A 19,975-nucleotide genomic window follows, 5' to 3' on the forward strand; every position below is an offset into this window, starting at 1 on the left:
GGCCGCACGTTATACGTAAAACTTCGTCGGTGGGTCCGGCGGGGGAGAGGGGCGGGACCATGGCCGCGGGATATCTGGACATCCTCCGCGCACGGCACGCGACCAGGCTGCTCGCGGGCACGCTGGTGGGGCGGCTGCCGAACGGCACCGCGCCGATCGCGATCGTCCTGTTCACCCGGGCGGAGGGCGGCGGCTACACCCTGGCGGGCGCGCTGGCCGCCGCGTACGGGCTGGCCACCGCGGTCGGGCAGCCGCTGCTCGGCCGGGCCGTGGACCTGTACGGGCAGCCGCGTGTCCAGCTCCCCTCGGCCGTCGTCTCGGGGCTCGCCATGGCGCTGCTGGCGCTGACCGGCATCGGATCGCTGCCGCTGGCCTGCGCGGCCGTGATCGCGGCGGGCCTGTTCACCCCGCCGCTGGAGGGCGGCCTGCGGGCGCTGTGGCCGAGCGTGCTGGGGCGGGAGGACCGGGTGCACCGGGCCTACGCCCTGGACGCGGTCGCGCAGGAGGTCATGTTCACCGCCGGGCCGCTGCTGGTGACGCTGCTCGTGGCCGTGCACTCGCCGGCCGCCGCCCTGCTGGTCATCAACGCCCTCGGGGTGCTCGGCGCGCTCTCCGTCGTGCTGTCGGAGCCGTCCCGCACCTGGCGTTCGGCGCCCCGCGAGGCCCACTGGCTGGGCGCGCTGCGCTCGCCGGGTCTGCTGGCGCTGCTCGGCGCGTTCTTCTTCGTCGGTGTGGCTCTCGGCTCGATCACGGTGGCCGCGGTCGCCTACGCGGACGACCACGGGCGGGAGTCGGTGTACGGCTGGCTGATGGCGGCGCTCGGGCTGGGCGCGCTGGCGGGCGGTGTCGTCTACGGGGCCCGGCAGTGGCCGGGGGCGCCGGAGCGGCGGCTGCGGGTGCTGGTGGCGCTGCTGGCCCTCGGCTATCTGCCGCTCACACTGACTCCGGGGGTCGGCGCGATGACCGCGCTCTGCGCGGTCGCCGGGGTGTTCCTCGCGCCCGCCCTCGCGTGCGCCTTCCTGGTGGTCGACCGGCACGCGCCGCGGGGCACGGTGACGGAGGCGTTCTCGTGGCTGGTGACGACCTTCGGGGTCGGGGCGGCGGCCGGTACGGCGGCGGCCGGGCCCGCCGTGGAACTGGGCGGCACGGCATGGAGCTTCGCGGTCGCGGGGGCGGCGGGAGCGGCCGCGCTGGCCGTGCTGCTGGCCACCGGGAAGGTACTCGCAGCTCCCGGCCGCGCGCCCGAGGTCGTGGCCGGTTCCGAAAATGATCGAAACGGAGCTGTCGAACCCGGTTTCAGCTCCGGCCGTAAGGCGTAATGTTCAGTCATGGACCGCCGCATTTTCGGGCTGGAGAACGAGTACGGCGTCACGTGCACGTTCAGGGGACAGCGCCGACTGTCACCTGACGAAGTGGCGCGCTACCTCTTCCGCCGTGTTGTGTCATGGGGCCGCAGCAGCAATGTCTTTCTGCGGAACGGCGCCCGCCTCTACCTCGACGTGGGTTCGCATCCGGAATACGCAACTCCCGAATGCGACAACCTGACCGAACTGGTCACCCACGACAAGGCCGGCGAGCGCATTCTCGAAGGTCTGCTCGTCGACGCCGAACGCCGCCTGCACGAGGAAGGAATCGCGGGCGACGTCTATCTCTTCAAGAACAACACCGACTCGGCGGGCAACTCCTACGGCTGCCACGAGAACTATCTCGTCGCGCGGCACGGGGAATTCTCCCGCCTCGCGGACATCCTCATTCCGTTCCTCGTCACGCGGCAGCTGATCTGCGGCGCGGGCAAGGTGCTGCAGACCCCGCGCGGAGCGGTCTTCTGCGTCAGCCAGCGGGCCGAGCACATCTGGGAGGGCGTCAGCTCCGCCACGACCAGGTCCCGTCCGATCATCAACACCCGTGACGAGCCGCACGCCGACGCGGAGCGGTACCGCCGGCTCCACGTCATCGTCGGCGACTCGAACATGTCCGAGACGACCATGCTGCTCAAGGTCGGCGCCACCGATCTGGTGCTGCGCATGATCGAGGCGGGCACGGTGATGCGCGACCTCACCCTGGAGAACCCGATCCGGGCCATCCGCGAGGTCAGCCACGACACGACCGGCCGGCGCAAGGTGCGTCTGGCCAGCGGGCGCGAGGCGTCGGCGATCGAGATCCAGCGCGAGTACTACGACAAGGCCGTCGACTTCGTCGAGCGCCGGGGCATCCGGACCGGCACGACCGACCAGGTCCTCGAACTGTGGGGGCGCACCCTCGACGCGATCGAGGCCGAGGATCTCGGCAAGATCGAGACCGAGATCGACTGGGTCATGAAGTACAAGCTCATCGAGCGGTACCGGGCCAAGCACAACATGACCATGTCGCACCCCCGGGTCGCGCAGATAGACCTCGCCTACCACGACATCCACCGCCGGCGGGGGCTGTACTACCTCCTGGAGCGCAAGGGGCAGGCCGCCCGGATCTGCAACGACCTGAAGATCTTCGAGGGCAAGTCCGTGCCCCCGCAGACCACCAGGGCGAGGCTCCGCGGCGACTTCATCAAGCGGGCCCAGGAGCAGCGCCGGGACTTCACCGTCGACTGGGTCCACCTCAAGCTCAACGACCAGGCGCAGCGCACCGTGCTCTGCAAGGACCCGTTCCGGTCGGTGGACGAGCGAGTGGAGAAACTGATCGCGGGCATGTGAGCGGAGGGCGAACGCCCTTTCCCCACGCGCCACCCGGGCCCCGTACGTTCCTCGTACGGGGCCCGTTGGTGCGCTTAGAGTGTCGGGGACCCATGCCGTCCAAGATCTGAGGAATCCGTGCGCCGACTTGCCGGCCTTCTCGTCGTTCCCGCCCTGCTGCTGTCCGCAGCGGCGTGCGGTTCCGACAAGGCCTCCGACACCGACTCGCCCAAGAACGCCGTGCCCACGATCACCGCGGGTGAGAAGTTCGGGGAGAAGCCCACCCTCTCCAAGGGCGGGGGGACCCCGCCCAAGGAGCTGAAGACCGAGGTCATCAGTGAGGGGGACGGCGCCGCGGTGGAGAACGGCGACGCGGTCCAGGTCAACTACCTCGGTCAGTCGTGGGATTCCGCGAAGCCCTTCGACAACAGCTTCGACCGCAAGAGCACCTTCGACCTGACGCTCGGCGCCGGCATGGTCATCCAGGGCTGGGACAAGGGTCTGGTCGGCCAGAAGGTCGGCAGCCGCGTCAAGCTCACCATCCCGCCGGACCTCGGCTACGGCGAGCAGGGCCAGGGCGACATCAAGCCCAACGCCACCCTCGTCTTCGTCGTCGACCTGGTGAAGGCCACCAAGATCCCGGCCTCCGCCGAGGGCGCCAAGGTGGCGCAGAGCGACGCGGCGCTCCCGAAGGTCGGCACCAACACCGACGGCAAGGCCCCGTCGGTCACCGTGCCCAAGAGCGACCCGCCCGCCAAGCTCTCCTCCACCTACGTGCTGGAGTCCGACGGCGAGGTCGTCAAGGACACCGACAGCGTGGTGGTGAACTACGTGGGGCTGCTGTGGAAGGACGGAAAGACGTTCGACAGCACCTACGCCCAGGGCAAGACCCAGACCTTCCCGCTGGAGCAGGTCACCCTCAAGGGACTGAAGAACGGGCTGGTCGGCAAGAAGGTCGGCAGCCGCGTCCTCATCGTGGTCCCGCCGGACCAGGCCTTCGGCGACCAGGCGCAGCAGTCCATCCCCGCCAAGTCGACGCTGGTGTTCGCCGTGGACCTGCTGGCGAAGATGTAAGACTGTCCCGGTTGACCAGTTCATTTCGTTGAGGAGCAGTTCAGTGAGCATCGACAAGCCCGAGATCGACTTCCCGGGTGGCGAGCCGCCGGCCGACCTTGAGATCAAGGACATCTGGGAGGGTGACGGCCCGGTCGCCAAGGCCGGGGACAACGTCTCCGTCCACTACGTGGGCGTGGCCTTCTCCACCGGCGAGGAGTTCGACTCCTCCTGGAACCGCGGCACCCCGCTGCAGTTCCCGCTCGGCGCCGGCCGCGTCATCAAGGGCTGGGACCAGGGCGTCCAGGGGATGAAGGTCGGTGGCCGCCGCCAGCTCACCATCCCCGCGCACCTCGCCTACGGCGAGCAGGGCGCCGGCGCCCGCATCGCGCCCGGCGAGACGCTGATCTTCGTCTGCGACCTCGTCGCCGTCTGATCCGCCGCCGCGTGCGAACCGGAGGGCCCGTGCCGTACGGCACGGGCCCTCCGGCGCGTTTTTGTCCGGACACCCCGGGGCGGTACGGTCGAGCGTCGTAGAGCATGAGGAGAAGGGGCGTCGATGGCGATTGCCAAGGCCGAGCGGTTGATGAACCTCGCGCTGTGCCTGCTGGGCACCCGGCGCCCGCTCAGCAAGCGGGAGCTGCGCGGTTCCATCGAGGCGTACCTCGAGGCGGGCACCGACGAGTCCTTCAACCGGATGTTCGAGCGCGACAAGGACGATCTGCGCGAGCTCGGCCTGGTCATCGAGACGGTGGAGAACCTCGACGGCGACACCGGCTACCTCGCCCGCCGCGACAGCAACCGGCTGCCCCCCATCACCCTCGACGCCGAGGAGGCGGCGGCGCTGGAGATCGCCGCCAAGGTCTGGCAGCAGGCGCGGCTGGCCGGCGCCGCCAGTGGGGCGCTGCAGAAGCTGCGCGCCGCCGGGATGCCGCAGAGCGACGACGCGTACGAGGTGCAGAGCGCCCTCGAACCCCGCATTCCGGTCCACGAGGCCGCCTTCGAGCCGCTGATGCTCGCCTGCCGCGACCGGCGTCCGGTCACCTTCGAGTACCGCAAGGGCAACTCCGCGCGCTCGGAGCAGCGTCAGGTCGAGCCGTGGACGCTGGAGTGCTGGCGCGGCCACTGGTACCTGGCGGGCTGGGACCGCGAGCGCCGGGCCGAGCGGGTCTTCCGGCTCTCCCGGATCGCCGGCCGGGTCCGCTCCCGGGCCGGGGCCTTCACCGCGCCGGTGCCCGACGTCGTCACCGTCCGGGAGACCGTGGAGAGCTGGGCCGGCGAGACCGCCACCCGGACCGCCCGGATCAGGCTCCGGGCCGGCTGCGGCTATCCGCTGCGTTCCCGCGCCCTGTCGGTGCGCGACCGCGGGGACGGCTGGGAGGAACTGGAGATCCCTTACGGCCACGGGCTGGACGCCTGGCTGGTCGAGTTCGGGCCGGACGTGGTCGTGGAGGAGCCCGCGGACCTGCGGGCCGACGTCGTGGACCGGCTGCGCGCCGTGGCCAAGGACTAGGGGGAGCACGAGCGATGGCCACCAACGCGATCGACCAGACCCGGCGGATGCTGTCGCTGGTGACGTATCTGCGCGAACGCCCCGGCGCGCACGTCCAGGACGTCGCACGGGCCTTCGGCATCACCGAGGACGAGCTGATCTCGGACCTCGACGTGCTGCCGATGTGCGGCACCAGTTTCCGGGGCGGCGACCTCCTCGACATCGACACCGACGGCGACCGGATCTGGTGGCACAACCCGGACGACGTCGCCGAGCCGCTGCGGCTGGCCGCCGACGAGGCGACCGCCCTGCTGGTCGCCGCGCGGGCCGTCGCCACCCTGCCCGGCCTGCGGGAGAGCGACCGGCAGGCGCTGGTGCGGGCGACCGCGAAGCTGGAGGCGGCCGCGGGGGAGACCGGGGCGGCCAGTTCCCGGCTGTCGGTGACGTTCGAGTCGGAGGGCGGTGTCTTCGCCGACGTCGACCGGGCGATCTCGGAGCGGCGCCGGCTCTGGCTGCGCTACTACTCGCCGGCCCGTGACGAGCTGACCGAGCGCGAGGTGGACCCGATCCGGCTGTTCGCCGTCGGGCACACCTATCTGGAGGGGTGGTGCCGGCTCTCCGAGGCGCGCCGTACCTTCCGCCTGGACCGGGTGGCGGAGATCAAGCTGCTCGACGCCCCGTCGGCGCCGCCCGAGCTGGAGCTGCGCGACCTGTCCGCCGGGCTGGTCCAGCCGTCGGCCGAGGACCCCGAGGTGGTCGTCGAGGTCGGGCCCGGCGGGCGGTGGGTCGCCGAGTACTACCCGCACGACAGCGCGGAGGAACTGCCCGACGGGGGTCTGCGGATCACACTGCGCACCCCGGACCCGGCCTCGCTGCGCCGGCTGGCGCTGCGGCTGGGCGGCGAGGGGCGGATCGTGGCGCCGCCGGAGCTGACCGAGAGTGCCAGAAGGGTGGCGCGCGAGGCGCTCACCGCGTACGAGGGGACGGTCTGATCCGGATGTTCTGGCCCATGCTCGCCATCGCTCTGGGGTTCGCCGGGACCGCCGTGCTGGGCGTCCTCGCGATCAAGGTCTTCATGGAGGCCCGGCGGCTCGGCCGCCAGGTCGCGGCCACCGCGGAGCGGATCGACCGGGCCGCCGAGGACCTCGAACGCGCCGCGACCCGCCTGGCCGGGGCGGCGGAGGCCGCCCGATAAGCGTGGTAGCGCCCTCCAGTTTCCCGGTTCCGGGAGGTACGCTGCTGAGGACCGCCCAGCAGGGGGTACGGGCCGCGACGTGAACGACGCACGGGGATTGCCTCGTGTTCACCCCCGAGGGTTACGATCGCTGCCGGCGTACAGACCGGATCCATGCCGGTCCTGTGCGAAGGGGAAGCCCGTCCTCCAGCCGCCTCAGTTGAGAAGGAAGTCGCACATGATCGGCAATCTGAAGCCCCTAGAGATCGTTCTGATCATCGCTGTCATCCTGCTGCTCTTCGGTGCCAAGAAGCTTCCCGACATGGCGCGTTCGCTCGGCAAGTCGGCCCGCATCCTCAAGAGCGAGGCCAAGGCCATGAAGAAGGACGACGAGCCCGCGGCGCCGACGACGGAGACCGTCGCCGAGCCGGCCCCGCAGCCGACGGCCACGCGCACGATCCAGGCCGCTCCGGGCGACGTCACCAGCGCCCGCCCGGTCAGCGACGCGAAGCCCACCACCCACAGCTGACGGCCGGGCCGCACACCGGCCGACCGTCGCACGAGACGAGGGAAGTGGGTTGCTCAAGCCCGCCCGCAAGCAGGAGAAGAACGACGAGGGGCGGATGCCGCTCCTCGATCACCTGCGTGAGCTGCGTAACCGGCTGCTGAAGGCCGTGCTGGCGATCGTCGCGGTGACGATAGTGGCCGCCTTCTTCCAGAAGGAGATCTACGACTTCCTGCTGCGCCCGCTCCTCACCTCGGTGGGCTGCCGGGACGGCGTGGTCACCGCGGTCAACGGCAGGCCGTGCGCCCTGCTGAAGACCGACACCCTGATGGCGCCCTTCACCAACGCGCTGAAGGTCGCCCTCATGTCCGGCGTGCTCCTCGCGACGCCGGTGTGGCTGTACCAGCTCTGGGCGTTCGTGGCCCCCGGACTCCACAAGGGGGAGAAGAAGTACGCGTACGCCTTCGTGGTCGTCGGCGTCCCGCTCTTCCTCGCCGGGAGCTACCTGGCCTACTCGATCCTGCCGCAGACCGCGGAGATCATGCTCGGGTTCAGCCCGGACAACGTGCAGAACCAGATCGGCCTCGACAGCTACCTGGACCTGCTCACCCGCATGGTGATCGTCTTCGGTCTCGCCTTCGAACTGCCGCTGCTGCTCGTCGCCCTCAACATGACCGGGGTCGTCAGCGGCAAGCGGATGCTCGGCTGGTGGCGCGGGATGATCGTCGGCCTCACGGCCTTCGCCGCGATCGCCACCCCCGGCGGCGAGCCGGTCTCGATGCTGCTGCTCGCCGGTCCCCTCGCGGTGCTGTACTTCATCGCCACCGGGTTCTCCCTCCTCAACGACAAGCGGAAGAAGCGCCGCGACCCCGACGCCGAACTCGACGACGACGAGGCCTCCGTACTCGACCTGACCCCCGAGCCCGTCGGGGCCGTCGAGAGCGTCGCGCGGCCCGCCCTGCCGGGGCAGTCCACCGGAAGCGCGGACGCCTCCCATCCGCAACGTCTCAACGGTTACGACGACATCACCTGACCTTGTAAGGTCCGGCGGGTGACCAGCGAGATCACCCTTGTCGTCAATCCCACCGCGGGAAGCGGCCGGGGCGCGCACGCCGCGCAGCCGGCCGCTTCCGCGTTGCGGGAGGCCGGTTTCTCCGTCCGCACCGTCCTCGGCGAGGACGCGGCCGACGCGCTGCGCCGGGCCCGGGAGGCCGTGGCCGGCGGGACCGGCGCCCTGATCGCCGTGGGCGGGGACGGGGTGGTCTCCCTCGCGCTCAGCGCCCTGGCCCGGACCGCCACCCCGCTCGGCGTCGTCGCCGTCGGCAGCGGCAACGACTTCGCCCGCGCCCTGGGGCTGCCGGTGCGCGACCCCGCAGCCGCGGGACGGCTCGCGGCCCGCGCCCTGAAGGAGGGGACGGTCCGCACCCTCGACCTCGGCCGGGTCGGCGACCGCTGGTTCGGCACGGTCCTGGCCTCCGGCTTCGACTCCCGGGTCAACGACCGCGCCAACCGGATGCCGCCGGGCGCCGGCCGTTTCCGGTACGACCTGGCGATCCTCGCCGAGCTGGCCTCCTTCGCGCCGGTGCCCTACCGCGTCCGGTTCGACGACGGCGAGGAGCGGGAGATCCGGGCCACCCTAGTCGCGGTCGGCAACACGACCTCGTACGGCGGCGGCATGCGCATATGCGCCGGGGCGGTCGTGGACGACGGCCTGTTCGACGTGACCGTGGTGGGGGAGTGCTCGCGCTCCACCCTGCTGAGGGTCTTCCCGAAGGTCTACCGCGGCACGCACCTGTCCCACCCCGCCGTCACCGTGTACCGGGCCCGGTCCGTGGAGCTGCGGGCCGCGGGGGTCACCGCCTACGCCGACGGCGAGTCGCTGGGCGCGCTGCCCGTCCGGGCCGTCTGCGTGCCGGGCGCGGTGCGGGTCCTGGCGCGCGGTGATCGAAAAAGCCACGGCTGACTGTCGGACCCGCCGGGTAGGCTCGTGGGCAAGATGACAGAGGACCTCTCACCAGCTGAGCGCTATCACGCGTCCCGTGTCCGTGCGGCCGAGCGGGCCACGGCCTTCGGCGCCTTCCGCGAGATGTACGAGTTCGAACTCGACCCCTTCCAGATCGAGGCCTGCAAGGCCCTGGAAGCGGGCAAGGGCGTCCTGGTCGCGGCCCCCACCGGGTCCGGCAAGACCATCGTGGGCGAGTTCGCCGTGCACCTCGCGCTGGCCCAGGGCCGCAAGTGCTTCTACACCACCCCGATCAAGGCGCTCTCCAACCAGAAGTTCGCCGACCTGGCCAAACGCTACGGCGCGGACAAGGTCGGACTGCTCACCGGTGACAACAGCGTCAACGCGGACGCGCCCGTGGTCGTCATGACCACCGAGGTGCTGCGCAACATGCTGTACGCCGGGTCGCAGGCGCTGAACGGCCTCGGCCACGTGGTCATGGACGAGGTGCACTACCTCTCCGACCGCTTCCGGGGCGCGGTGTGGGAGGAAGTGATCATCCACCTCCCGCCGTCGGTCACGCTCGTCTCCCTCTCCGCGACCGTCTCCAACGCCGAGGAGTTCGGCGACTGGCTGGACACCGTCCGCGGCGACACCGAGGTCATCGTCTCCGAGCACCGCCCGGTGCCGCTGTGGCAGCACGTGCTGGCCGGCCGCCGGATGTACGACCTGTTCGAAGAGGAGACCGACCACGGCGGCCGGGGCTCCACCCGGCGGGAGGTCAACCCCGATCTCGTCCGGCTCGGCCGCATGGAGAGCGAGCGCGGCTACAACCCGCGCGACCGGCGGCGAGGCAAGATGGTCCGCGAGGCGGACCGCGAGCGTGAGCGGCGTCAGCGCAGCAGGATCTGGACCCCGTCCCGCCCCGAGGTCATCGACCGGCTGGACAACGAGGGCCTGCTGCCGGCCATCACCTTCATCTTCAGCCGGGCCGGCTGCCAGGCCGCGGTACAGCAGTGCCTCCAGGCCGGGCTGCGCCTCAACGACGAGGACAAGCGCCGGCTGGTGCGCGAGATCGTCGAGGAGCGCACGGCCTCCATCCCCCCCGAGGACCTGCACGTCCTCGGCTACTACGAGTTCCTGGAAGGGCTGGAGCGGGGCATCGCCGCCCACCACGCCGGGATGCTCCCCACGTTCAAGGAAGTCGTCGAGGAACTGTTCGTCCGCGGCCTGGTGAAGGCCGTGTTCGCGACCGAGACGCTCGCGCTGGGCATCAACATGCCCGCCCGTTCCGTGGTCCTGGAGAAGCTCGTCAAGTGGAACGGTGAGCAGCACGCCGACATCACCCCCGGCGAGTACACCCAGCTCACCGGCCGGGCCGGCCGGCGCGGCATCGACGTCGAGGGCCACGCCGTGGTGCTCTGGCAGCGCGGCCTTGACCCGGGCGCCCTCGCCGGCCTCGCGGGCACCCGCACCTACCCGCTCCGCTCCAGCTTCCGGCCCTCGTACAACATGGCCGTGAACCTGGTGCAGCAGTTCGGGCGGCACCGTTCGCGCGAACTGCTGGAGACCTCCTTCGCGCAGTTCCAGGCCGACCGTTCCGTCGTCGGCATCTCGCGCCAGGTCCAGCGCAACGAAGAAGGCCTGGCAGGCTACCGCGAGGGCATGACCTGCCACCTCGGGGACTTCGAGGAGTACGCGCGGCTGCGCCGCGACCTCAAGGACCGCGAGACGGAGCTGGCCAAGCAGGGCGCCTCGCAGCGCCGCGCCGCGGCCGCCGCGTCGCTGGAGAAGCTGAAGCCGGGCGACATCATCCACGTGCCGACCGGGAAGTTCGCCGGGCTCGCCCTGGTCCTCGACCCGGGCCTGCCGGCCGGCCGGGCCAACGGCCACCGCGGGTTCGACCAGCACGACGGCCCCCGGCCGATGGTGCTGACCGCCGAACGGCAGGTCAAGCGGCTCGGGTCGATCGACTTCCCGGTGCCGGTCGAGGCCCTGGAGCGGATGCGGGTCCCGAAGACCTTCAACCCCCGCTCCCCGCAGTCGCGCCGCGACCTGGCGTCCGCGCTGCGCAGCAAGGCCGGGCACATCGTGCCGGACCGGCACCGCAAGCAGCGGGCGGCGGCGGCCGACGACCGGGAGATCGCCCGGCTGCGGACCGAGCTGCGCGCCCACCCCTGCCACGGGTGCGACGAGCGCGAGGACCACGCCCGCTGGGCGGAGCGGTACCACCGGCTGAAGCGGGACACCCGCCAGCTGGAGAACCGCATCGAGGGGCGCACCAACACCATCGCCCGCACCTTCGACCGCATCGTGGCCCTGCTGACCGAGCTTGACTACCTGCGGGCCAACGAGGTCACCGAGCACGGGCGGCGGCTGGCCCGGCTCTACGGCGAACTCGACCTGCTGGCCAGCGAGTGCCTGCGCGAGCGGGTCTGGGAAGGGCTCAACCCGGCCGAACTCGCCGCCTGCGTCTCGGCGCTGGTCTTCGAGGCGCGGCAGGCGGACGACGCGGTCGCGCCCAAGCTGCCGTCCGGCCCGGCGAAGACCGCGATGGGTGAGATGGTCCGCATCTGGGGCCGTCTCGACGCCCTGGAGGAGGACTTCAAGATCAACCAGGCGGAGGGGGTCGGCCAGCGCGAGCCCGATCTCGGGTTCGCCTGGTCGGTCTACATGTGGGCCTCCGGCCGGACCCTGGACGAGGTGCTGCGCGACGCCGACATGCCGGCGGGCGACTTCGTGCGCTGGTGCAAGCAGGTCATCGACGTGCTGGGCCAGATCGCGGCCGCCGCGCCCCACGAGGACAGCACGGTCGCGAAGAACGCGCGCAAGGCGGTGGACGCCGTCCGGCGCGGAGTGGTGGCGTACAGCTCGGTGGGCTGACGGGCTCCGCCCGTGCGGGGGGCCGCCCGCGGGGGAGCGGGCGGCCGGAGACGTCAGGTGCGGCCGTCAAGCGCGGTGGGCCCGGCCGCCGGCGTCCAGCCGGTGGGCCAGGTCCACCAGGTCGCTCGTGCGCAGCACCCGGGGCGCGTATCCCGGCAGCGGTACGTGCAGCACCGCGGTCCAGCGCGCCGGGATCGCGCCGAGGCCGTACACCGCTCCCGCGAGGCCACCGGTGACGGCCGCGACCGTGTCGGTGTCGCCGCCCACGTCGACGGCCGCGGCGACCGCGGACTCGAAGGTGTCCGTCGTGCGCAGGGCCCAGAGCGCGGTGCCCAGGCACGGCCACACCGCCCCGTTGAACTCGGTCGCGTCCTGCGGCCGCCATCGCGGTGCCAGCACCGCGGCCCACCGCGCGCGGTGGTCGGGATGGACGGCACCGAGCGCGCCGGTCACCGCGTCGAGCGGGTCGCCGCCGTCGAGCGCGACCCGCACCAGGTCGTGGAAGACGGCGGTGCCCTCCCACGCGGCCCGGTCGCCGTGGGTCAGCGCCGCGATCCGGCGCGCGGCGTCCATCGTCGCCTCCCGGCCCGCGGCGGCGAACCGGACCGCCGAAGTGGTCGCCCGCATCAGCGAACCGTTGCCCGCCGCCCGCGCTTCGGTCTGGAAGTGCACGGCCGCGGCGAGGTCCCACGGGTCGCCGCCCGTCAGGACCGCCTCGGTCTGCAGACCGATGTCCTTCGGATCGCCGGCCGCCCAGCGGCGGAACCTCGCGAACACGTCCGGCAGGTCGAGACCTCCGCGCTCCAGCAGCGACTCGGCCACCAGCACCGCCATCTGGGTGTCGTCGGTCGCCTCCCCCGGATCCCAGCCGCCGCCCCCGCACAGCTCGCCGACGCCGTCCGGGAAACGGGCCGTGAGGCAACCGGGCGGCCCGAACTCGAAGGGCGCGCCGAGCGCGTCGCCGGCCGCCGAACCCACGACCGCGCCGGCCGCCCGGTCCGCCCGCGAGAGCCCTCCGCCGCCGGCCGGAAGCCCCGCGGCGGGCCGTCCTCCACCCTGTCGGTCCATGCGCAGGAGTGTAGGAGTGCCCCGGACGCGGCGGGACCGCAGGGTGGGAGGGAGCCCGCCGTCGTCGTACGGTGGCGCACGGCCGGGGTTCCGACCGGGTCCGGCCGTCCCACGACCCCAGGGAGACCCCCATGCCCCCCACGGACAACCGGGCACCACGCGTCGCCGTCCTCGGCACCGGGGCCATCGGCGCGCCGGTGGCGCGCCATCTCGCCGCGGCGGGTTTCGCGCCGAGGGTGTGGAACCGGACGGCCGCCAAGGCGGAGGCGCTGCGGGGCGGCGGGATCGAGCCGGTGGCGACGCCGGCCGACGCCGTGGCGGGCGCGGACGTCGTGGTCACCGTCCTCAAGGACGGACCGACGGTGCTGGAGACCCTGCGGGCCGCCGCCCCTGCGCTGCGGCCGGGCACGGTGTGGGTGCAGCACTCCACCGTCGGCGACCGGATCGAGGACCTGGCGGGGTTCGCCCGCGAGCACGGCCTGGTCCTGGTGGACGCCCCCGTGCAGGGCACCCGCGAACCGGCGGAGCGGGGCGAGCTGGTGGTGCTGGCGGCAGGCCCCGAGGACGTACGGCCGCTGGTGCAGCCGCTCTTCGACGCGATCGGGCAGCGCACGGTCTGGGTCGGCGCCGACGGGGAGTCCGGGGAGGCGAGCCGGCTGAAGCTGGTCCTCAACACCTGGGTGCTGGCCCTCACCCAGGGGGTAGGCGAGGCGCTGGCGCTGGCCCGCGGCCTCGGCGTCGACCCGGCGGTGTTCCGGGACGTGGTCGCCGGCGGCCCGATGGACAGCGGGTACTTCCGGGCGAAGTCGGCCGCGATCGTCTCCGGCGACTTCACCCCGAGCTTCACCGTCGACAACGCCCGCAAGGACGCCCTGCTGGTGCTGGAGGCGGCGGGCCGGTCCGGGGTCCGGATGGACACGGTGGAGGCCGCCGCGGAACGCTTCCGCCGCGCCTCGGCCCAGGGGCACGGCGGCCAGGACATGGCGGCGGGGTACTTCGCGAGCTTCGAGGGCTGAGCGCGCGGCGGGGGCGGTACGCCGCAGCGCACCGCCCCCGCCGGCCCCCGTCGCGCGCGTCACCCCGTCGCGCGCGGTCCGGTGGGACTACTTCGGCGGCATCAGGACCGTGTCGACGATGTAGACCGTCGCGTTGGCGGTCGGCACATTGCCGCAGACGACCTTCGAGGAGTCGTTGACGGTGTACGCCATGTCCGAGCCCGCCGTGGTGACCTCGCTCTTCTCCAGGGTGTCGAACGAGCCCTTCTCCAGCTGCTTCGGCGTCAGCTTCTCACCCACCACGTGGTAGGTGAGGACCTTGGTGAGCTGGGCCTTGTCGGCGAGCAGGGCGTCCAGGTCGGCCTTCGGGACCTTGGCGAACGCCTCGTTGGTCGGCGCGAACACCGTGATGTTCTCCGCGTTGTTGAGCGTGTCGACCAGCCCGGCCGCCTTGACCGCGGTGACCAGCGTGGACAGCTCCGGGTTGTTCGAAGCGGCGGTCGCCACCGGGTCCTTGGCCATCCCCGCGAAGGAACCCGCGCCGTCCTGCGGCACGGAGGAACAGGCCGGGCCGAACGGCTCGTCCATCGCCATGGAGTCGCCGGCCGGGGAGCTCGCCGAGGCGGCGGCGCTGGGGGTCGAGCCGGACGCGGCGTCCTTGGTGTCGTCGGAGGACGAGCAGGCCGTCAGGGACAGCGGCAGGACGGCGGCCGCGGAGACGGCTACGGCGACGCGGCGGAGGGTGAGGGTGTTCATGGAGTTCTCCTGGTTCGGACGGTTCGTCGTATGAAGACGGGGTTGTCGTGGTGCTTGCGGGATGCGGAGCGGCGGGCCCGCTGCCCGTACCGCTCCGGTGGTCGGGGGAGTTCAGGACACGTCGACCACCACCGAGTGCCATCCGGTGGCGCCGTCGGGCACGGTGCCGACGCGGGCGTCGGTCTGGGTGGCGCCGGTGCCGTCGGTGGCCCGGACTTCGAGGGTGTGACTGCCGGAGGTGGCGGGCCACTCCCACACCCACTGCCGCCAGGTGTCCCGGCCGGCCGGGGCGCCCAGCCGGGCGGTGTGCCAGTCGCCGCCGTCCACCCGGACCTCGACCCGGGAGACGCCCCGGTGCTGGGCCCAGGCGACACCGGCCACCGGCACGGTCCCGGCGGACGGGGAGGCGAAGGGGCGCGGGGTGTCGATCCGTGACTGCGTCTTGATCGGCGCCCGGCGGGCCCAGGTGCGTTTGACCCAGTAGGCGTCGTACGCGTCGAACGTGGTCAGCTCGATGTCCTGGATCCACTTGCACGCCGACACGTAGCCGTACAGGCCGGGGACGACCATGCGGACCGGGAACCCGTGGTCGAACGGCAGGGGTTCGCCGTTCATGCCGAGGGCCAGCATCGCGTCGCGGCCGTCCATGACGTCCTCCACCGGGGTGCCGATCGTCATGCCGTCGACCGAACGCGAGACCAACTGGTCGGCGGGACCGCCGTCGGACGGCGGCCTCACCCCGGCCTCGCGCAGCAGGTCGGACAGTCGCACGCCGATCCACCGGGCGTTGCCCACGTAGGGGCCGCCGACCTCGTTGGAGACGCACGTCAGGGTGATGTCGCGCTCGACGATCTCCCGGCGCAGCAGGTCCCGGTAGCTCAGCGTCAGCGGGCGGGTCACGCCCTTGCCGTGGATGCGCAGCCGCCAGCTCCCGGCGTCCACCCGCGGCACCACCAGGGCGGTGTCGACCCGGTAGAAGGACCTGTTCGGGGTGACGAAGGAGCTGACGCCCCGGACACCGAGGTCGGCGCCGCGGGGCACCGCGGGGGCCGCCGAGCCGGGGGCCGGCAGGACGATGTCGCGCCGCGACTCGGCGGCCCCGGCCTGGACGGAGGCGGTGACCTTGCGGCCGACCGCCCCCGCGCCGGCCGACGCGGCGGCCACCGCGGTCGCCGCGATCACGAACCCGCGGCGGTCGAAGACCGCGGGCGACCGGTCCGCCGTCCCCCCAGCCGCGGGGGACGGCGCACCGGCCGGTCCGGTGAGCCGGCCGATGAGGACGTACAACGCTCCCGCCGCCACCAGCCCGCCCACCAGCGAAGGCAGGGCGTCCAGCGGCTGCCCCTCCGGCCTGCCCGCCGCCGCTACCGCGCCGAGCACACCGAAGACCGGAACGACCGCCGAGCCGATGCGCCGGTGACGCAGCGCCAGCAACCCGACCGCCATGGCGAACACCGCCAGCAGCAGCAGGATGCCGAGTTGCAGCACCAGCTTGTCGTTCGTGCCGAACTCCCGCACCGCGAAGTCCTTGACGGCCGGGGGAGTGCGGTCGATGACCGCACCGCCCACCGCCGTGACCGGACCCGCCTCGGGGCGTACGGCCGCCGCGACCAGTTCGGCGACGCCCAGGGCGCTGAACGCCGCGACCAGACCGCTGAGCGCGGCCAGTGCGCGGCGCGCCCAGCGCGACCGCCGGGAGCCCGAACTCCCGTGCGTCTGCGAATCGTTCCGTTCTGCCTTCACACGGAGGATTCGGTCCCCGGCGGCCGGCGGATTGGTCCTTCACCTGATCGGGTCAACATTCCGTCAGAACCCATCCGCGGGGCTCCCGGCCACGAAGTAGTACCGACCCTCTTTCCGTCCGCGAACGCGAACACGTCCCACCGGTACCGAAAAGCCCGGTGGCGGGCGACACGGGGGTCGCCCGCCACCGGGCGGGGATACGTGGGAAGGACGGCGGGCGTCAGGCGGTGGGCAGCGCCATCAGGGCCAGCGGGTCGGAGGTGGGCCGGTCGGAACCGCCGGCCGGCTCGACCGTGATGCCCATCGCGGACGCCCGGTCGACGGCACCGTCCAGCAGCACCGCGTCGTCGGACGCGGACGGGTCCATCAGCCCGGCCGACCGCATGGTCCCGTCGACGTCGAACCAGAGCTGGTAGACCTTGCCGCCCGGCGGACGCTCCATCCCCGAGGCGAGGAACACCGCGCGGTCCACGCTCCGCGACACCACCACCGTGCCCCGCGCGCCGTCCGGCAGCCGGGCCGACGCCGTCTTGGCGTCGGGGGCGGAGAGCACCCGCGCCAGCCGCGCGTTCTGCTGCTGGGCCAGGTCCGCCTCCTGCCGGGCGTCCTGGGCGGCCCGCCCCTGCCAGACGGCCACGCCGCCCAGCGCGGCCGCCGCCGCCAGGCACGCGGCCAGCGCGTACCGCGACCAGCGCCCGGCCCGCCCGGCGGGCGGTGCGGACCGGTCCGGCGCGCCCTGCCCCGGGCTCTCCTGACGGACCGTCGTGATCTCGGTCAGCACCCTCTCGCGCATCGCGCGCGGTGCCCGCTCCGAGACGGCCAAGCCCAGCCGGGCCGCCGTCGCGGACAGTTCGCGTACCTCCAGGGCGCACGCCTCGCAGGCGTGCAGATGCTGTTCGAAGGCCCGCCGTTCGTCCTCCGGCAGCGCGTGCAGGGCGTAGGCCCCGGTCAGAGTGTGCAGTTCGACGGTGCTCACGCGTTCACCCCCAGGCAGTCGCGCAGCCGGATCAGTCCGTCGCGCAGGCGGGTCTTGATGGTTCCGAGCGGTACCGAGAGCAGCTCCCCGACCTCGCGGTAGGTGAGGCCCTGGTAGTAGGCGAGGGTCACGGACTGGCGCTGGAGCTCGGAGAGGGTGCGCAGGCACCGCCGCACCTGCTCGCGCTCCAGCCGGGTCTCCACCTGTTCGGTCACCTCGTCGAACGCGGGGGTCCGCTCCAGCAATGCGGCCTTGTGCTCACGGGCCGCCGACGCCTCGGCGGACCTGACCCGGTCGACCGCCCGGTGGTGGGCGAGCGTCAGGATCCAGTTCATCGCGGCTCCGCGCGAGGGCTGGTAGCGCGGCGCGGTCCGCCAGACCTCGACCAGCACCTCCTGCGCCACCTCCTCGGACTGGGCCGGGTCGCGCAGGACGCGGCGGATCAGGCCGAGCACCGGCCCGCTCACCGCGTCGTAGACCGCGGCGAAGGCGTCCTGGTCGCCCCGCGCCACCCGGACCAGCAGCTCCTGCAGATCCGGTCCGGGCGCGGGCACCCCGCTGATGTGTACTGCTTCCTTCACGCGGGTGTCCTCCCGGAGCGGTCGTCTGGTTCCGCAGGTGATCCGAGGCCGGGGGCCGTTCGGATTGGTCGAGCGGACATGCGATCTTTCCACCCCGCGCCGGACGCGGCAGGGGAAACGGCTCTGGCGGGTGCGGACACGACGACGCCCCGGCCGCCGCCCGGGGAAGGGCGGCGACCGGGGCGTCCGGTGCGGCGGCTTACGCGGCGCTCTCCTGCTCGCGCTCCACCTGCTCGTTCCACTCGCGCTTGACCGCGCGCCAGGCGTCGTCGTTCTGACCGAGCCGCCAGTAGCCCGAGATCGACAGCCGGTCGGCGGGGATCTTCCGCTCCAGCCGCAGGTGCCGGCGGATCTCCTTGACGAAGGCCGCCTCGCCGTGGACGAAGGCCTGCACGTCGTCGGACGGGAATTCCAGCCCGGCGACGGCCGCCGTCAGCAGCTCGCCGACGGGACGCCCGTCACGGCGCAGCCAGCGCACCGCGATACCGGCGGGCGCGGTCAGCTTCTGCTCCTCGGCGGCGTCCGCCACCTCGATGTACGCGAGGCCCGTGGCGTCCTGCGGCATCTGCTCCAGCGCGGCGGCGATCGCGGGCAGCGCGCTCTCGTCGCCCACCAGCAGGTGCCAGCCGGCCGTCTCCCGCGGGGCGTAACCGCCACCGGGGCCGAGCAGGGTCATCCGGTCGCCGGCCGAAGCGGCGGCGGCCCATGGTCCGGCCAGCCCTTCGTCGCCGTGCACCACGAAGTCGATCGCCAGCTCGCCGGTGGCCGGGTCCCAGGAGCGGACCGTGTAGGTGCGGGTGGTCGGCCAGAGCTCACGCGGGTGCGTCTCGCGGATCGCCGCCATGTCGAAGGGGTGGGCGTAGTCGGCGCCCTCCGGCGCGAAGCACAGCTTCACGTAGGCGTCGGCCTGGCCGGCGACGTCGAAGCCCCGGAGATCGTCGCCGCCCAGGACCACGCGCACCATGTGCGGGGTGATCCGCTCGGTGCGCAGGACCTGCGCCCCCCGGGCCTTGGGTGCCTTCCGTGCCGGACGTTCTGCCACGCGGTTCTCCCTGGAACGAGGTGCGGAGCCGCGGAGGCCCCTAGTTAGGTGTACCTAACCTAGCACTTCGGGAATCGTTCAGGAATGGAGCGCGGAGAGCAGCCGCTGCAGCGCGCCCCGCAGTCCCCACCGCTCGGCCAGCTCCGAGAGCGCCACCGGATCGCGCGCCTCGCGCGGCAGCACCGGGTCGAACTCCGGCAGCGGCACGTCGTCCGCGACCCGCACCACCTTCGGGGCGAGGGCGACGTACGGCCGGGCCTCGTCCAGCCGCTTGCGCTGCGACGGGGTCAGCCGCGACGCCGGATCGTCCACCGCCGCCATGATCCCGGCCAGGTCGCCGTACGCGTCCAGCAGCTTGGCCGCCGTCTTCTCGCCGATGCCCGGCACCCCCGGCAGCCCGTCGCTCGGGTCGCCGCGCAGCAGCGCCAGGTCGATGTAACCCCGCCCGTCGACGCCGTACTTCTCCCGCAGCCACGCCTCGTCCGTGATCTGCAGCGTCCCCACCCCCTTGAGGGGGTACAGCACCCGCACGCCGCGCGCGTCGTCCACCAGTTGGTAGAGGTCGCGGTCGCCGGTGACGATGTCCACCGGGCCGTCCGCCCGCCCTGCCAGCGTGCCGATCACGTCGTCCGCCTCGTACGGGGAGACGCCGACCCGGGCGATCCCCAGCGCGTCGAGCACCGCCTCGATCACCGGCACCTGCGGCGAGAGGGTGTCCGGGACCTCCTCCTCGTCGGCCTGGCCGGCGGGCGTCTCCACCGCCACGCGGTGCGCCTTGTACGTGGGGATCAGGTCCACCCGCCACTGCGGGCGCCAGTCCGCGTCCATGCACGCCACCAGATCGTCCGGGTGGTGGTCCTGCACCAGCCGGCCGATGAAGTCGAGCAGCCCGCGCACGGCGTTGACCGGCGTGCCGTCCGGCGCGCGCACCGAATCGGGCACCCCGAAATAGGCGCGGAAGTACAGGGAGGCGGTGTCGAGGAGCATCAGGCGTCGCGTCACACCCCGATGATGCCGTACCCCACCGACAGTCACACGGCGTGACCTGAGTCACGGAAGCGTTTGCTCCGGATAAACCCGGGAAGGCGCGCCACCG

General features: G+C 72.7%; 19 protein-coding genes. 12 read left to right on the forward strand and 7 right to left on the reverse strand.

The genetic code is table 11. The features are described from left to right. Nucleotides 1-59: 59 nt before the first annotated feature. The 11 genes from Q0994_RS22110 to Q0994_RS22160 all read left to right on the forward strand — a co-directional run bounded on the left by Q0994_RS22110 (nt 60) and on the right by Q0994_RS22160 (nt 11,718). Nucleotides 60-1,319, forward strand: a complete 1,260-nt coding sequence (locus Q0994_RS22110) for an MFS transporter (protein WP_299537687.1) — start codon at nt 60-62, stop codon at nt 1,317-1,319. 9 nt (nt 1,320-1,328) lie between these two features. Continuing rightward, entirely contained in the window at nt 1,329-2,690 is a 1,362-nt protein-coding gene (gene pafA, locus Q0994_RS22115) for a Pup--protein ligase (RefSeq protein ID WP_299537689.1), read from the forward strand. Between the two features lie 117 nt (nt 2,691-2,807). Further along, nucleotides 2,808-3,743, forward strand: coding sequence for an FKBP-type peptidyl-prolyl cis-trans isomerase (locus Q0994_RS22120; RefSeq protein WP_299537690.1), 936 nt, complete (start codon nt 2,808-2,810; stop codon nt 3,741-3,743). A gap of 43 nt (nt 3,744-3,786) precedes the next feature. Beyond that, a complete protein-coding gene (locus Q0994_RS22125) occupies nt 3,787-4,158 on the forward strand; it encodes an FKBP-type peptidyl-prolyl cis-trans isomerase (protein WP_299537692.1) in 372 nt (123 codons plus the stop codon). A 123-nt stretch (nt 4,159-4,281) separates the two neighbouring features. Then, complete coding sequence (locus tag Q0994_RS22130) at nt 4,282-5,235, forward strand: YafY family protein (RefSeq protein WP_299537694.1); 954 nt, start codon at nt 4,282-4,284, stop codon at nt 5,233-5,235. 14 nt (nt 5,236-5,249) lie between these two features. Continuing rightward, nucleotides 5,250-6,206, forward strand: a complete 957-nt coding sequence (locus Q0994_RS22135; RefSeq protein ID WP_299537696.1) for a YafY family protein — start codon at nt 5,250-5,252, stop codon at nt 6,204-6,206. Between the two features lie 5 nt (nt 6,207-6,211). After that, the gene (locus Q0994_RS22140) at nt 6,212-6,409 is read left to right on the forward strand and encodes a hypothetical protein (protein ID WP_299537698.1); all 198 of its coding nucleotides are present in this window, start codon (nt 6,212-6,214) and stop codon (nt 6,407-6,409) included. Between the two features lie 217 nt (nt 6,410-6,626). Then, entirely contained in the window at nt 6,627-6,917 is a 291-nt protein-coding gene (gene tatA / locus Q0994_RS22145; protein WP_299537700.1) for a Sec-independent protein translocase subunit TatA, read from the forward strand. A gap of 49 nt (nt 6,918-6,966) precedes the next feature. After that, on the forward strand, nt 6,967-7,926 hold the full coding sequence (gene tatC, locus Q0994_RS22150; protein ID WP_299537702.1) for a twin-arginine translocase subunit TatC: 960 nt from the start codon (nt 6,967-6,969) through the stop codon (nt 7,924-7,926). A gap of 18 nt (nt 7,927-7,944) precedes the next feature. Next, entirely contained in the window at nt 7,945-8,856 is a 912-nt protein-coding gene (locus Q0994_RS22155; protein WP_299537703.1) for a diacylglycerol kinase, read from the forward strand. 33 nt (nt 8,857-8,889) lie between these two features. After that, the gene (locus tag Q0994_RS22160; protein ID WP_299537705.1) at nt 8,890-11,718 is read left to right on the forward strand and encodes an RNA helicase; all 2,829 of its coding nucleotides are present in this window, start codon (nt 8,890-8,892) and stop codon (nt 11,716-11,718) included. Nucleotides 11,719-11,784: 66 nt separating this feature from the next. Here the strand turns inward: Q0994_RS22160 and Q0994_RS22165 are convergent, their stop codons facing one another. Then, nucleotides 11,785-12,786 carry an ADP-ribosylglycohydrolase family protein gene (locus Q0994_RS22165; protein ID WP_299537707.1) on the reverse strand — a complete coding sequence of 334 codons (1,002 nt, stop codon included), beginning with the start codon at nt 12,784-12,786 and terminating at the stop codon, nt 11,785-11,787. A 131-nt stretch (nt 12,787-12,917) separates the two neighbouring features. On the opposite strand from Q0994_RS22165, the gene Q0994_RS22170 reads away from it, so the two are divergent. After that, a complete protein-coding gene (locus Q0994_RS22170) occupies nt 12,918-13,802 on the forward strand; it encodes an NAD(P)-dependent oxidoreductase (RefSeq protein ID WP_299537708.1) in 885 nt (294 codons plus the stop codon). 87 nt (nt 13,803-13,889) lie between these two features. Here the strand turns inward: Q0994_RS22170 and Q0994_RS22175 are convergent, their stop codons facing one another. The 6 genes from Q0994_RS22175 to Q0994_RS22200 all read right to left on the reverse strand — a co-directional run bounded on the left by Q0994_RS22175 (nt 13,890) and on the right by Q0994_RS22200 (nt 19,866). After that, on the reverse strand, nt 13,890-14,537 hold the full coding sequence (locus Q0994_RS22175) for a fasciclin domain-containing protein (RefSeq protein ID WP_299537709.1): 648 nt from the start codon (nt 14,535-14,537) through the stop codon (nt 13,890-13,892). 111 nt (nt 14,538-14,648) lie between these two features. Continuing rightward, nucleotides 14,649-16,187, reverse strand: coding sequence for a molybdopterin-dependent oxidoreductase (locus tag Q0994_RS22180; RefSeq protein ID WP_299537743.1), 1,539 nt, complete (start codon nt 16,185-16,187; stop codon nt 14,649-14,651). Nucleotides 16,188-16,500: 313 nt separating this feature from the next. Then, entirely contained in the window at nt 16,501-17,256 is a 756-nt protein-coding gene (locus tag Q0994_RS22185) for an anti-sigma factor (protein ID WP_299537710.1), read from the reverse strand. After that, nucleotides 17,253-17,837, reverse strand: a complete 585-nt coding sequence (locus tag Q0994_RS22190) for a sigma-70 family RNA polymerase sigma factor (RefSeq protein WP_299537711.1) — start codon at nt 17,835-17,837, stop codon at nt 17,253-17,255. Before Q0994_RS22190 ends, Q0994_RS22185 begins: the two co-directional genes overlap by 4 nt. A 199-nt stretch (nt 17,838-18,036) precedes the next feature. After that, on the reverse strand, nt 18,037-18,879 hold the full coding sequence (locus Q0994_RS22195) for a siderophore-interacting protein (protein ID WP_299537712.1): 843 nt from the start codon (nt 18,877-18,879) through the stop codon (nt 18,037-18,039). Between the two features lie 78 nt (nt 18,880-18,957). Further along, entirely contained in the window at nt 18,958-19,866 is a 909-nt protein-coding gene (locus Q0994_RS22200; RefSeq protein WP_299537745.1) for a 5'-3' exonuclease, read from the reverse strand. Between the last annotated feature and the right edge of the window lie 109 nt (nt 19,867-19,975).

It is taken from the genome of uncultured Streptomyces sp., from assembly GCF_947488945.1.
GTDB lineage: Bacteria > Actinomycetota > Actinomycetes > Streptomycetales > Streptomycetaceae > Streptomyces.

Excerpts from the sequence above, each read along its gene's own strand:
- Q0994_RS22110 (WP_299537687.1), top strand. The coding sequence starts at position 60 with ATGGCCGCGGGATATCTGGACATCCTCCGCGCACGGCACGCGACCAGG.
- pafA (WP_299537689.1), top strand. The coding sequence starts at position 1,329 with ATGGACCGCCGCATTTTCGGGCTGGAGAACGAGTACGGCGTCACGTGC.
- Q0994_RS22130 (WP_299537694.1), top strand. The coding sequence starts at position 4,282 with ATGGCGATTGCCAAGGCCGAGCGGTTGATGAACCTCGCGCTGTGCCTG.
- Q0994_RS22135 (WP_299537696.1), top strand. The coding sequence starts at position 5,250 with ATGGCCACCAACGCGATCGACCAGACCCGGCGGATGCTGTCGCTGGTG.
- Q0994_RS22140 (WP_299537698.1), top strand. The coding sequence starts at position 6,212 with ATGTTCTGGCCCATGCTCGCCATCGCTCTGGGGTTCGCCGGGACCGCC.
- tatA (WP_299537700.1), top strand. The coding sequence starts at position 6,627 with ATGATCGGCAATCTGAAGCCCCTAGAGATCGTTCTGATCATCGCTGTC.
- Q0994_RS22160 (WP_299537705.1), top strand. The coding sequence starts at position 8,890 with ATGACAGAGGACCTCTCACCAGCTGAGCGCTATCACGCGTCCCGTGTC.
- Q0994_RS22165 (WP_299537707.1), bottom strand. The coding sequence starts at position 12,786 with ATGGACCGACAGGGTGGAGGACGGCCCGCCGCGGGGCTTCCGGCCGGC.
- Q0994_RS22170 (WP_299537708.1), top strand. The coding sequence starts at position 12,918 with ATGCCCCCCACGGACAACCGGGCACCACGCGTCGCCGTCCTCGGCACC.
- Q0994_RS22175 (WP_299537709.1), bottom strand. The coding sequence starts at position 14,537 with ATGAACACCCTCACCCTCCGCCGCGTCGCCGTAGCCGTCTCCGCGGCC.
- Q0994_RS22200 (WP_299537745.1), bottom strand. The coding sequence starts at position 19,866 with ATGCTCCTCGACACCGCCTCCCTGTACTTCCGCGCCTATTTCGGGGTG.